Annotated in this window: 12 protein-coding genes; 2 read left to right on the top strand and 10 right to left on the bottom strand. The window is 41.8% G+C overall.

Annotation, left to right across the window (positions count from 1 at the left end; genetic code table 11):
* Positions 1 to 10: 10 nt before the first annotated feature.
* Positions 11 to 2,389, bottom strand: a complete 2,379-nt coding sequence (locus AC0N32_RS05470) for a beta-L-arabinofuranosidase domain-containing protein (protein ID WP_476392853.1) — start codon at positions 2,387 to 2,389, stop codon at positions 11 to 13.
* Between the two features lie 524 nt (positions 2,390 to 2,913).
* Here AC0N32_RS05470 and AC0N32_RS05465 point away from each other — a divergent pair.
* Positions 2,914 to 3,600: an NUDIX hydrolase gene (locus AC0N32_RS05465; protein WP_476392852.1), complete on the top strand. Its 687-nt coding sequence runs from the start codon at positions 2,914 to 2,916 to the stop codon at positions 3,598 to 3,600.
* On the top strand, positions 3,572 to 3,817 hold the full coding sequence (locus tag AC0N32_RS05460) for a hypothetical protein (RefSeq protein WP_476392851.1): 246 nt from the start codon (positions 3,572 to 3,574) through the stop codon (positions 3,815 to 3,817). The genes AC0N32_RS05465 and AC0N32_RS05460 overlap by 29 nt, the downstream gene beginning before the upstream one ends.
* A gap of 134 nt (positions 3,818 to 3,951) precedes the next feature.
* Here AC0N32_RS05460 and AC0N32_RS05455 read toward each other — a convergent pair whose 3' ends face one another.
* The 9 genes from AC0N32_RS05455 to araA all read right to left on the bottom strand — a co-directional run bounded on the left by AC0N32_RS05455 (position 3,952) and on the right by araA (position 13,081).
* Positions 3,952 to 5,856 carry a DUF294 nucleotidyltransferase-like domain-containing protein gene (locus tag AC0N32_RS05455; protein WP_476392850.1) on the bottom strand — a complete coding sequence of 635 codons (1,905 nt, stop codon included), beginning with the start codon at positions 5,854 to 5,856 and terminating at the stop codon, positions 3,952 to 3,954.
* A 3-nt stretch (positions 5,857 to 5,859) separates the two neighbouring features.
* Positions 5,860 to 6,504, bottom strand: coding sequence for a 3'-5' exonuclease (locus tag AC0N32_RS05450; RefSeq protein WP_476392849.1), 645 nt, complete (start codon positions 6,502 to 6,504; stop codon positions 5,860 to 5,862).
* A gap of 358 nt (positions 6,505 to 6,862) precedes the next feature.
* Positions 6,863 to 7,219 carry a DUF4260 domain-containing protein gene (locus tag AC0N32_RS05445; protein WP_476392848.1) on the bottom strand — a complete coding sequence of 119 codons (357 nt, stop codon included), beginning with the start codon at positions 7,217 to 7,219 and terminating at the stop codon, positions 6,863 to 6,865.
* Between the two features lie 68 nt (positions 7,220 to 7,287).
* On the bottom strand, positions 7,288 to 7,770 hold the full coding sequence (locus AC0N32_RS05440) for a Crp/Fnr family transcriptional regulator (RefSeq protein WP_476392847.1): 483 nt from the start codon (positions 7,768 to 7,770) through the stop codon (positions 7,288 to 7,290).
* A 122-nt stretch (positions 7,771 to 7,892) separates the two neighbouring features.
* A complete protein-coding gene (locus tag AC0N32_RS05435; protein ID WP_476392846.1) occupies positions 7,893 to 8,057 on the bottom strand; it encodes a hypothetical protein in 165 nt (54 codons plus the stop codon).
* On the bottom strand, positions 8,047 to 8,583 hold the full coding sequence (locus AC0N32_RS05430) for a hypothetical protein (RefSeq protein ID WP_476392845.1): 537 nt from the start codon (positions 8,581 to 8,583) through the stop codon (positions 8,047 to 8,049). The genes AC0N32_RS05435 and AC0N32_RS05430 overlap by 11 nt, the downstream gene beginning before the upstream one ends.
* 87 nt (positions 8,584 to 8,670) lie before the next feature.
* On the bottom strand, positions 8,671 to 10,398 hold the full coding sequence (locus AC0N32_RS05425; RefSeq protein WP_476392844.1) for a sodium:solute symporter family transporter: 1,728 nt from the start codon (positions 10,396 to 10,398) through the stop codon (positions 8,671 to 8,673).
* Positions 10,399 to 10,400: 2 nt separating this feature from the next.
* Complete coding sequence (locus tag AC0N32_RS05420) at positions 10,401 to 11,561, bottom strand: aldose epimerase family protein (protein ID WP_476392843.1); 1,161 nt, start codon at positions 11,559 to 11,561, stop codon at positions 10,401 to 10,403.
* A gap of 23 nt (positions 11,562 to 11,584) precedes the next feature.
* On the bottom strand, positions 11,585 to 13,081 hold the full coding sequence (gene araA, locus AC0N32_RS05415) for an L-arabinose isomerase (RefSeq protein ID WP_476392842.1): 1,497 nt from the start codon (positions 13,079 to 13,081) through the stop codon (positions 11,585 to 11,587).
* Positions 13,082 to 13,238 lie beyond the last annotated feature (157 nt).

The following is a 13,238-nucleotide window of genomic DNA, read 5'->3' as shown; positions in this document are numbered from 1 at the left end:
TTTTTAATTTTTATTGATCAGGTTTTTTATAATCCTTTGTCAACAGGCGTACTTCAATGATCTTTGAAGTCAACATCTGTTCTTCGGCATAAAATTTAACAGTAAGAGATTCTTTATTTTTTTCCGCTTCGGGAATCGGCAGCAGCATAACCTGTGGTGAATTTCCGGCTTTGCCTTCAAGGTTCTTTGCAGATACTTTTTTACCGTTGATTTCTATATTCAGAGAACGGTTATTGTTTGCATCGAAATAAAGCACATACAGGTACGACGCATTCTTACCGGGGTTTTTCATTTTATAGCTAAACCATCCTTTCGCGTCACGGAAATGACGGTCTTCCATGTATCCGGTATTCGAATCTTTGCTTTCAAAAAAATGATCAGATTCCGGCTGCTGCTCTCCCAGCTGAATTTTATCTGCTGTGATGAGATCCAGTTTTCGGGTTTCAGCTTCTTCCGCTGCTTTCTTTTTCTGAATCATTTCTATTTTGTCCTGATCTGCCTGCGGCCAGTACAGAATATATCTTTCTTCCTGGATTTTATAAAACGGAATAAGCTTAAAGCCTTTGCTGAACTTGTCAGAAGGATAAAGCCCGGTGATGCTAAACGTAAGCTGATCATCAGCAGGTTTCACATGACTGATCACTTCCTTAGCATTTCCTAAAATAACAGGAATATCATTCAATGGAATTTGCGGGCCGTGTGCAATATGCCCTCCACGGCTGTCGTCGGCAAGTAATCCCTGCTGGTTTTCTGTTCCGTAGGTGGCGGCAAGGACAACAGGTCCGTATTTAAAAGCATAATAATCGGATTTGTCCGGCAACTGCTCCGCTTCAAGATGCATCGGAAGATTCATCTCTATAACATCTCCTTTTTTCCATTTCTTAGTTAAGGTAAAATACCCGTTGTCATCCGGCTGTGTATTTTGTTTTTTTCCATTGATTGAAATGGTAACGTCAGAAAGATTAGTCCATTGCGGAGATCTGATTTTCAGATTAAAATTCCCTTTTCCGGCCAGATCAACAATAAATTTGGTGGATGGTGTTTCGGGAAAGTTATTTTCCTGCCTGATCAGGATCTTCTTTTCTGCCCATTTGAGCGTTGACGGGATGAATAAATTGACATACAGATCATTTTCCGAATGCGCATAGATCATTTCCCCGTACTTCGCATGGTTTTCAAGACCGGAGCCTACACAGCACCAGAAGCTGGTCTGCGGTTGCGAATACACCCGGTAATGCCCTGGACGCATCGGCGTAAAGTACACAAAACCTCCTTTATCATGATTTTCGGTGGACAAAATATGATTATAAAGCGCTTTCTCATAATAATCCATATAATATGACTTCGGTAAAGTTGCAAAAAGAGCTTTCGTAAGCTTAAGCATGTTGTAAGTATTGCAGGTTTCAGGACCTTCAATACTTTTGATCATGCTGCTGAAATCGTTAACAGGATTAAAATGTTCACTCACACTGTTTCCTCCGATGACGGAAGATCTTTTTTCGGTGACATTATGCCAGAAAAAATCCGCCGCGTTATTCCATTGCTGGTTGTTTTCAAGATCAGCGATCCGCTTATATCCGATTACTTTCGGAATCTGGGTATTGGCATGAATTCCGGTAAGCTTGTCTTCTCCCAAAAGCAATGGATTAAGAATCGCCTGATGTGAAAATCGGTGAGCAAGTTTCAGGTATTTTTGATCTTTGGTAATCTCGTAAACATCAGCAAAAACCTCGTTCAATCCGCCATGTTCACTTCTCAGCATGTCCTGGATCTGATCATCAGACAATGCAGAAACCTCATTCGCCATCCAGTCGGTGAGTTTAATAAGCATTTTTCTGGCTTTCTCACTACCCGCATACCAATAGGCATCGCGAAGTCCTGCATATATTTTATGGATATTATACAACGGGACCCACCGGTCGTTCAACCCGAAACCGGAAGCACGGATATTACCTTCCGAAATTTCTTTCCAGATTTTTTTTCCTGCCGGAACCCCAGACACATAGCCTTCTCCTGAAGAATTTTGGCAACGTTCAAGCTCATCAATCATATAATCAAGTCTCTTCCTGATATTAGGGTCTCCGGTAGACGTATACATCAGGGCCAGTGCCGAAACATAATGTCCGCCGATATGGCCGTCAAGACCTGTATTTTCCCAGTTCGGATAGTTTTCCGCTTTGGGCTGTAACCCTGCTTCTTTGAGATAAGGTGCCAAAAGCCTGTCGGGCTCCATAGACATGATGTACATTTTATCAGCCTGCATGGCTTTATTGAAAACACTTTCCGACAGCTTAACATCTCGCAATGGGAAATATTGGATTTTCTGACTCACCTGTGCGAAAGTCAATGATGCAAAACCTAATACTAAAATGGAGAATTTTTTACTCATTAATAAATGTTATTTCAACATTTCTAAAATAAAAGAAAGAATCTATATACAAAAGATTTTCGAAAACCACGGCCCAAAATCGTTCAAGCCAGCAATGCAAAAGTAAATTTAAATCCGTCTAAAATCCGAATACTTATCATAAAAAATAAGATTATGAATCTATAAGGAAATCAGATTGATAAAATTAAATGATTGTATACAAAATGAATACATAACGTTTAAGCAGATTCATTAATCGGTCTCAAAATCACTTATCGTATTTTTAACAGTAAGGTTTAAAACGGGTTCTATTTTATTCTTATTCATTTAAAATTCAAAAATTAACATATTTTTAACACTAATTTGATATGTAATTAATACCTTTTATTGAATAAAATTGGCTGAAAACAGATTTTTTTTCTCCCAAAATCATTTGCTGCAGCGCTATTTTTAAAGCGAATGAATATTTTCAGAAAAAAAGTGTAAAAAATACATTTCTGTATTAACATAACCGTAAATACTTTACCTTTGTACAAAGTATAAAGATGACACAGGATTATTCTCAGTATCCCAGACATTTGGTAGCCGTTGACTGTATAATTTTCGGATTTGACGGTGAAAATCTTAAAATTCTTCTGGTACAAAGAAATTTTGAGCCAAACTTGGGAGAATGGTCATTGATGGGAGGTTTTATCGGAAATGATGAAACGTCTGACGAAGCAGCCCACCGTGTCCTCAACACGCTTACCGGACTGAAAAATATCTATCTCGAACAGCTGAATTCTTATACTGAAATCCACCGCGAACCGACTGCCAGAATCATGTCGATTTCGTATTATGCTTTGATCAATATTGAGAAAAATATCCAGATCAATGAAAAATACAGTGCCAAATGGTTCGACCTTCAGGATTTCCCTACACTGATTTTTGATCATAATGAAATGGTAAAAGATGCCGTACTGAGACTGAGGAGAAGAGCATCTACAAGGCCAATCGGATTTGAACTTTTGCCTGAAAAATTCACCATGAAAGACCTGCAGAGTTTATATGAAGCCATCTTTAACGAACAATACGACAAACGGAATTTCATCAGCAAAATCAATGCACTGGATATCCTCGTAAAAACGGAGGAAAAGGATATGACCTCATCCAAAAAAGGCTCTTTCCTGTACCGCTTTGATGAGGAGAAATACAAGAAAAAGCTTGCGGAGGGATTTATGTTTAAAATCTGATGTACTGAGACAACACTCAAGGGAAGTAGACCATTACCCGAGTGAAGTAGACCGTTACCCAAGTGAAGTAGACCGTTACTCAAGGGAAGTAGACCGTTACCCAAGTGAAGTAGACCGTTACCCAAGTGAAGTAGACCGTTACCCAAGTGAAGTAGACCGTTACAGTAGTGAAGTAGACTGTTACCATAGTGAAGTAGACCGTTCCCAAGTGAAGTAGACCGTTACCCAAGTGAAGTAGACTGTTACCAAAGTGAAGTAGACTGTTACCAAAGTGAAGTAGACCGTTACCTAAGTGAAGTAGAGCAATACTCCCGTAAAGCATCATATTGTTTCTGACAGCAGAATAATCTTCTATAGACTTCCCGTAAATTTCATACGGATACCCTGCTGAAAGCTGTTGATCGCTTTAAAAATCTCAGTCAGCGTTACCCGCTCGATCTTGGTAAGGCGGCTGATCTCGATGTAATTATCCGGCATTTTCTTTTCGATGTTGATCTGGTAGACCTGGTTTTTTAGGCGCAAAGCCATCAGGTAATAATACGAATGATGCAGCTCCTGATACTGTTCTTTGCTGAACACGCCTGTTTCCTGTAATTTTTTCATCCTTTCACCGGTATTCTCACTATTGATGTGATGCTTTAAAGCATACACCCGGAGCAGGTCGACAATCGGGCTCATGGCGGTTTTGATGTCGAAAACTTCCGCTTTTCCGATGGTTTGTGTTTTGATCCGTTTGAAGAATGTTAGAGGCGGTTCGTACTGCAATGCATTTTTAGCAATAAAAGTATAGAACCTTTCGTTCGGAACCTGCAACTGTTCCTGGATAAAATCTTTCAGTTCGTTGATAATGGATTCTTCGCCATAAATATAGCGGCAGTCGAAAAGAGTGGAAAATTTCATTGCATTTTCAGGAACCGTCTCATTGATCCATTCTTCATAATTCCTTTTCCAATGTGACAAAGAGTGGGTCCATTTCGGATTGCTGGCCATAAATTCGCCTTTGCAGTAGACAAAACCGATGGTATTGAGATCGTCGGAAACCCTTTTGGCAAAGTCGAGAAAGTATTCACGCACCATTTCGCGCTGTTCATTGGCTTTGTCTTCGTAAATGATGCCATTGTCCTGATCGGTACTAAGCGTCTGCTCTTTCCGTCCTTCGCTTCCGGTGACCATAAATACGAATTTCGCCGGCGGTTTCCCGATCTGGCGAATGACATTTTCAATCACCTTTACCGTAATGGTATCGGCAATAGTCGTGATAATCTGACTGGCAATTTCCCCGTGAACGCCGCGGCCCAAGAGCTGATTGATCATATCCGGGACCTGCAACCACTTTTTCCGAAGCTCTGCGGTATTTCCGGCCTGCTTCACCGACTGGATAAAGACCAACGGCGACTGTGCCTGTTCGCTCAGCAAACGGTTCCGGCTGAGGAATCCTGCCATTTCACCGTCCTTTTCCACCAGTAAATATCGGGTTTTGGTTTTGAACATCATCAGTACCGCTTCATAGAGATAGGCATCGCTGGAAATGGAAACAATCGGATTATCCATAACTTCCTTCACAGCTTTCTGCGGATCTACGCATTGGGCGATTACATTATCCCGCAAGGTAATATCCGTAACATAGCCAATAATCTTTCGGCTGTTTTCTTCTCTTATGAACAGGCAGCTGACCTTATTTTTAGCCATCACACGGGCCGCTTCAAAAATGGGTGTATTTTCAGGACACGAAACGATATCTTTAAAAGCAATACTTTCTATTTTCCTGGAGTACAGCTGGTCCGCCGCAAAATAACTTTCCTCAAAAGACGCGGGGGTTTTCACAAAGTGCGCGAATTCTTCATCCAGCATTTTCTTCCCGAAATCCGAAGTGAAATAATGGAAAAAATCCTCGTAAGCATTGCAAAGTTCCGTGAATTCTTTTTTAGGCAAGGTATAAACCACAGTTCCTTTTTTGGCCATTACGGATTTTAGGGCACGAACCCTGTTCAGCACCACGGAGATTCCCCCGAAACAATACGGCGAATGGTGAACTTCAATGCAACGTTTATTTTGGGACGCATCGAAGAAAAATGTTTCATATTCGCCTTCCATAATGACATCCACGCCCTGCATTTCCGTCACTTCCTGACGGTAAGCCAGGGTTTCTTTATGGAATGTTTTCTTCTGCATGCTTTCGGAAACTTCCTGCAGTACGCTTTCCGGCAAAAGGCTGAAAGGCGGTGTTTTTTGTAAAAGCGGGATCAGATGTTCCATACATTATAAAGGTTTTAAAACGGGAAAGTGTAGTTTTTCACGGATCAGTTTGTATTTTTCTTCCAGGTCTTTTGGAGACAATTGGTTCTGCCGCCGGATTTCAAAGAAGCAACGGGCTGTTGCCGCCGCATCGATCATCGCATTATGGGAAGGTTCTGACATTTCACCCAATAAATACCGGCTGAGTTCCGGTAACCGCATACCGGTTTTTGAACTTCCGGAGGTGTATTGCCGGCTTTTCAGCATGGTGCAGTAAAAACGGCCGTCTTCAAAAGGATTCGGGAGTTCCGCTCTAAGAAAATCGGCGGCGAGGATGTGAAGGTCAAATTCCAGAAAATGGCCGATGATTAGTGGCCGGTATTTTAAAATATCATCTGCAAGGGCTTCCAGCACTTCCCTCCTGCTCTTCCCGCGGGATCGCAAAAATTCTTCCGTAATCCCATGAACCCGGAATGATTCTTCACTAATGGTAAGATCTTCCTCAAAAATATACCGGTCTTCTTTTTTCACCTCCGTTCCGTTTTCCGAACAGATGATCCAGGATACCTGAACCGCAGAAGGCCAGTTTACGGTATCGGAATACGGCAAATCCCAGCGTTTGGGAACGGCAGTGGTTTCTGTATCGATAAACAAGAGGTAAGGATTCACAGGAGAATGTTTATACAAATGTAGTGATATTGATACTTTTAAGCGACTGTTTGGCTGTAATAGTTTTAAATTGTATTCCTTATTTTTGAAACATACGCTCGAAGATTTAGCAGATTTTTTATTGTTGCTAAGAAAATCACTTATTTTCTGTCTTCCTGTTTTGTATTTGATCATCTACTTAAATATTCAATAGAATTGTCCTGCTCCAGAGGAGCAATATCTGTGTAGTAATCATAAAAAGGAAAGCCCGAACTCCAAAGGAGTTCTATCTTTTGCAGTGGCTTTTCCAAACGGGTATTTTTTAATAGCACACCTACGGAGTGCAATCCCCATTGAAAAATTAATATCCTTTTTGGATTTAATCTTTCTTCCCGATCCACCCTAAGTGCGTGTGCCGGAAATCATCGTTGAATTTTAATCCGTACCCGAAAATCCGGTCCATGGAAGAATGTCCCAACAGGATAATTCCTATGAGTTCAACAAGTGGAATGTCAAACGAGAATCCGGCCATTAAAACAAGAATAGCCACCAGTTTGTGATGGAAAAAATTGTAAGACCATGCTCCTGCCTTAGGATTGATTAAATAACCGACCATAGACAGATCCGGCAAAAGAAGACCGGCCGGAAAAAGCCACCAAGAATAGGATAATTGGGCAAAAAGAAAAATAGCAAATAAAAACGGTCCTAATTCTTCGAGCTGCAAAAGATTTTTCATTGTGTTAATCATTTAAAAATTAATACCACAAAGGTCTGATAATGCTGAAATCTTTTACTTGACAAATATCAAGAGTTTTGGGACTGACGTTTCCTTATTCTGCTGAAGGTTTCCGGTGTCATTCCCAAAACAGAAGCGATATACTGCAGCGGAACCTGATGAAATAATTCTTTATTCTGATCAAAATATTGATTGTACCTTTCTTCAGCTGTCATCGAAAGATGAGAGAAAATCCGGTCTTCCATCATCATGAAGCATTTCATAACGAACTGTTTCTCGATTTCGTTCCACTTCGGGAATTCTTTACAGAGTTTCTGATAGTCCGTTTTCGTGATGGTTAGCAATTCTACTTGTGTAAAAGCCTGTATATTCCAACGGTTGGGCTGATTGAAGAAGAAACCCATCGCTTCCGTAATAAAGGTATCCGGGACAGAAATCCATTGGGTGATTTCCTTTCCGTCTGAAAGCGCAAATACCCGCAATATTCCTGATTTTACGATACTTAGACGGTTGCACACCTGATCCGACCTTGTGAAAAATTCATTTTTCATGAGTCTTTCTTCTTTAAAATAAGATCGAATAATATTTAGATCCTCAGTGCTGAGCGGCCCGAAATGCTGTTGGATGAGTGCGGTAAAGTCGTTCACTATAGGAGCTATATTCAATTAAATAATTAATTCATCTTTTCAGTCTTCTTATTTAATTTCTCAGCAGATTTGACAGAACTGTCCTTTTTATTTTTCCTGATAAAATCGCTTATTCTTTGTTCTTCCTGTTTTGTTAAGGGCTTTCCATCACCTATGAAGTCTACATCCAGTTCTTTTGATTTATTTTTCATTAGGAAAATATTTATTCGTTAATTTTAAAGCAGCAATTCTACCGATGATCATAATTCTACCAACTATATGAGTTGCCTCCAAAGATTCCTCATAATGCTTAATCAGCTGGCTTTTGGCAACAAATGATACATTGCCGTCATGACCTCTTTGGAAAGATAATTTGCAAGCGAAAGCAACCAGATTGCCGGGAACACCAACATACACTTTTTCTCTTCCTTTGTTAAATGGCGCACTTTCTATTAAATGCATATAGACATGATCTGATTTTACTTCTAAGCTAATCAAACCCTGAATTATATTCTGATTATTTGTTATTGAAAGTTTATAAACTTCCCTTTGCGGTTGCTTCAATTCGTTTTTCCAATTAAATTGCCAACCGTTCTTTTTCAAAACAACCTTCAATTCAGAAATAGAATTCACCAGAATTACTTCTGTTGTAAAGCTGTCACCGGTAATGATATTCTGAATGGAATTCGTAAGCTTATCAATTTCAAACTCAAGACCTATTTCCTGTCTCTGTTTCATGAAGTGAATATACGAAAAAACGCTTTTATACAAAAAAAAACAGGACACCAATGGCATCCTGTTTTGTTGACATATGATAATTAAATACTACCAGAATCTTACATAAAGAGCGGTAAGCAACAATAAAGTAACTACAATCAGCACCATGGTTCTGGCGTCTACTTTAAACATTTTGCTGTCGATAGCAAAAGCTTTCGGGTTGACTTTAGGACCGGCAAGGCTGATCAGGATCATGACAACAATGGTAATGAAGAATGACCATCCCATATTGATAAGAAACGGGATTTCGGTGATGGTATGCACCACGCCGTTTTCCAGTTTTTCATACGTAAATGCCGTATACAGCCAGGTTTCTTTTCCGAAGATGCCGATGGCAAAGCTGTTAAAGAAGATCGCTAATACGAAACCTAAGATTACCCCTACCAAAGCGGCCGTCCCGGTGGTTCTCTTCCAGAACATTCCCAGCAAGAACATCGCAAATACGCCCGGGCTGATAAATCCGGTGTATTTCTGGATGAAAGTAAACCCTCCTTCTCCTCCGATGCCTAAGACGTCGGTCCAGGTAAAGAGCAGGGCAACAGCCATGGCTGAAATAATCACCCATCTTCCGGTTCTTACCATCTGGATTTCAGTGGCATCCGTTTTCAGGTATTTTTTGTAGATATCCAACGTGAAAATCGTTGAAATACTGTTTACTTTTCCAGCCAGGGAAGCTACAATCGCTGCGGTTAAAGCTGCAACGGCAAGTCCTTTCAGGCCTTCAGGTAAAAATCCTAATATCGCTGAATACGCGCCATCCTTCACCCCGTTGAATCCCGGAAGCTGTCCTTTGGTATATAGTACATACGCTGCAATTCCCGGAAGCATAACGATGATCGGCATGAAAAGCTTTAAAAATCCGGCAAACAAAATCCCGGTTCTGGCCGTTTTCAGGTCTGCTCCCAAAGCACGCTGGGTAATGTACTGGTTACAGCCCCAATAGTTCAGGTTTACGATCCACTGTCCGGCAAAATACATCGCCAGTCCCGGCAATACCACATACTTCTGAACGTCCAGGTTCTGAGGCATTCCTAAAGTAGTCGTGGTGGTGGTTGGCTTATTCAGCATCAGTTTGAAATGGCCCGGCGCTTCGTTCATCAGGGTATTGAATCCTGCAAAAGCATTTCCTACCGCAGCACCGTTGATCCTTTGGTCAACAATCTGCAATGCCATATATACGGTGGCAAAACCTCCGATAATCAATACCGCTACCTGGATCACATCGGTGTACCCGATTACTTTCATTCCTCCCAGACCGATCAGCAAAGCCATCAGCAGAAGGACGATCATAATAATATGAAGGTGTTCTCCACCCAATAAAGTATCAATGGCCAATGCCCCGAGATACAGAATGGAAGTCAGGTTTACGATAACATATAAAAACAGCCAGAACACCGCCATGATCAGGGAAACCGATTTGTTGTAACGGGTTTCCAGGAACTGCGGCATCGTATAGATCTTGTTTTTAAGATAGATCGGAATAAACCATACGGCAATAATAATCAGGGCTACAGCAGCGATCCACTCATAGGCGGCAACCGCTACCCCAACGAAGAACCCTTCACCACTCATTCCGATGAACTGCTCCGCTGAAATGTTGGATGCAATTAAGCTGGCTCCGATGGCCCACCAGGTCAGTGAACCTTCGGCAAGGAAATAATCTTTACTCCCTGTAGATTCGGATTTTTTCTTTCTGTAAATCCAGATCCCGTAGGAGGCTACCACCACAAAATAAATAAGAAAGATGATGATATCAATGGTTGCTAGTTTTCCCATACTTATTTTTTAACTGAAAATTTATAAATGGTTTTGGTCTGATACTTTTGTCCAGGCTTCAGCTCCGTGGAAGGGAAAGCAGGCTGGTTCGGAGAATCCGGATAGTGCTGGGTTTCCAGGCAAAATCCGCTTCTCTTCTCATATTTGCCACCGGTTTTGGTATCGAATTTTCCATCCAGGAAATTTCCGGAATAGAACTGAACGCCTGGCTGATCGGTCATTACTTCCATCACCCTTCCGCTGGCCGGATGGTATACGGTGGCAATGGCCCTCATCCCGTTTCCGTTCAGGATCCAGTTGTGGTCGTATCCGCCGCCCAGCTTAAGCTGCTCGTCTTCTGCATTGATGTCTTTTCCGATGGCTTTGGCAGCCGTGAAATCAAACGGAGTGCCTTTAACCTCTTTCTGCTCTCCTACAGGAATAAGCGTTTTGTTCACCGGTAAGAATTTATCGGCATTGATCTGCAATTCGTGATCGGTAATCAGGTTGGAAAAGTTTCCGGAAAGATTGAAATAGGAATGTTGTGTAAGATTTACGACCGTCGTTTTATCCGTTTCCGCTTCGTAAGAAATTTCCAGGGCATTATCGTCGGTAAGGGTATACAGAACCGTTGTGGTAAGTTTTCCCGGATATCCTTCTTCACCGTCAGCACTTACATAGGTTAATTTTAAGGTTGGTAATTTGGCATCCTTCACCGGCTCTACCGTCCAGATTTTAGTATGGAACCCGTCTTTTCCTCCGTGGAGGCTGTTCGGTCCGTCATTTTTATCGATGTCATAGGTTTTGCCTTCCAATGTAAATTTAGCATTGGCAATCCGGTTTCCGTATCTTCCGATCAATGCACCGAAATAGTATGGATTTCCGTTGAAATAATCTTCAGGCTTCGTAAATCCAAGAACCACGTCCTGATATTTCCCGTCTCTATCGGGAGCCGTAAGCGAAGTGATAATCCCACCATAGTTGATGACCTCCACTTTCATCCCGTTCTTGTTGCTTAACGTATATTTTTTGATGGAATCCCCTTTTGCGGTAACCCCGTAATCTGAAACCTGTACATTTTCCATGGTATCTGAGTTCGTTTTATTATTGTTTTCCTTTTTATTGCAGCCGAAAATACATAAAACTGCTAATAAAATGAATAAACTGCCTCCTATTTTTTTCATAATACATGATATTTGTTGAAGATTTAACGGTAATAGATTTCATTCCAGCGAAGGGTATTCTTAAAATCACGGATTTTCGTGTTTTCATCAATGACCAGTGATTCGATATTGGCCATTTCCGCAAAGTCTTCCAACTGTTCTGCGCTGATGTTTTCACTGTAGCACGTATGGTGTGCACCACCGGCCAGGATCCATGCCTCTGCTGCGGTGTATAAATCCGGAAGTGGCTTCCAGAGTACTCTTGCCACCGGAAGTTTTGGTAGTTCTTCAGTGATCTCCAACGCTTTGGTTTTGTTGATTAATAATCTGAAATGATTTCCGAAATCCATTAAAGCAGCGTTCAGGGAATCAATATTTCCCCGGGAATTGAATACCAGACGAACCGGATCTGCTTTACCACCGATTCCCAGCGGATGAATCTCACAAGACGGTTTATCGGCTGCCAAAACAGGATCCACTTCCAGCATGTGAGAACCTAACACCGAAGGATTGGATGGATTCAAATGATAGGTATAATCTTCCATGAATGCGTTTCCGCCGTGCAACCCCTGTCCCATCGTTTTCATGGCTCTTACCAGGGCTGCTGTTTTCCAGTCGCCTTCGCCGGCAAAACCGTATCCTTTTTCCATCAGTCGCTGTACGGCAATTCCCGGAAGCTGTTCCATCCCGTGAAGGTCTTCGAAAGTATCGGAAAATCCTTTGAAATTTCCGTCTTTCAGGAATTTTTCAAGACCGAGTTCAATTCTGGCAGCGGTTTCCAGGGATTTTCTGTTGGCACCACCGGAAAGCAGGGATTCTGCCATTCTGTAGGATGCTTCATATTCTTCGATCAAAGTTTTCACTTCACCTTCCCCGATGCCGTTGATCACGCTTACCAGATCACCGATTCCCCAGGTATTGACGGAGAATCCGAATTTGGTTTCCGCTTCCACTTTATCACCGTCGGTTACGGCAACATATCGCATATTGTCTCCGAAACGTGCGAACTTGGCACCTTGCCAGTCATCCCAGCCTGCAGCCACGCGGCTCCAGTCACCGATCTGTTTCTGTACCCTTTCCTCTGCCCAGTGTCCTACCACTACTTTCCTGTTCTTACGGAGGCGGCTCACCATAAACCCGAATTCACGGTCGCCATGCGCCGCCTGGTTCAGATTCATGAAATCCATATCCATCGTCGACCACGGAATATCCTGGTTGAACTGGGTATGAAGGTGCAGCAAAGGTTTTTGCAAAGCGGTCAGCCCGCGGATCCACATTTTAGCCGGTGAAAAGGTATGCATCCAGGTAACGACGCCGATACAGTCGGCGGTGTGATTAGCAGCTACCAGGGTTTCAAAAATTTCTTCCGTTGTTTTTACGGTTGGCTTTAAAACCACCTTTACAGGAATCTGTGACGAAGCATTAAAAGCTTCCACGATTTTCGCCGAATGTTCGGCAACCTGCGCCAGTGTTTCAGGGCCGTATAAGTGCTGGCTTCCGGTAATGAACCAGATTTCTTTCGTATTGAGAGGTGTTAACATAGTTTATAAATGATGATTGATAATTGATGATTGATTATTAATGCTGTTTTTTGTGAAACCTAACGGATTTTAAAAATCCGTTAGGTTTACATGATTATTGGCTGAAGCCTTTGAATTCGTTTTTTGTCAGACCTCATAAGTTTAAAAAAACTATGAG

This window comes from Chryseobacterium endophyticum (assembly GCF_056333165.1).
The sequence above is the reverse complement of the archived record's forward strand: the minus strand, read 5'-3'. Positions and strand labels throughout refer to the sequence as shown.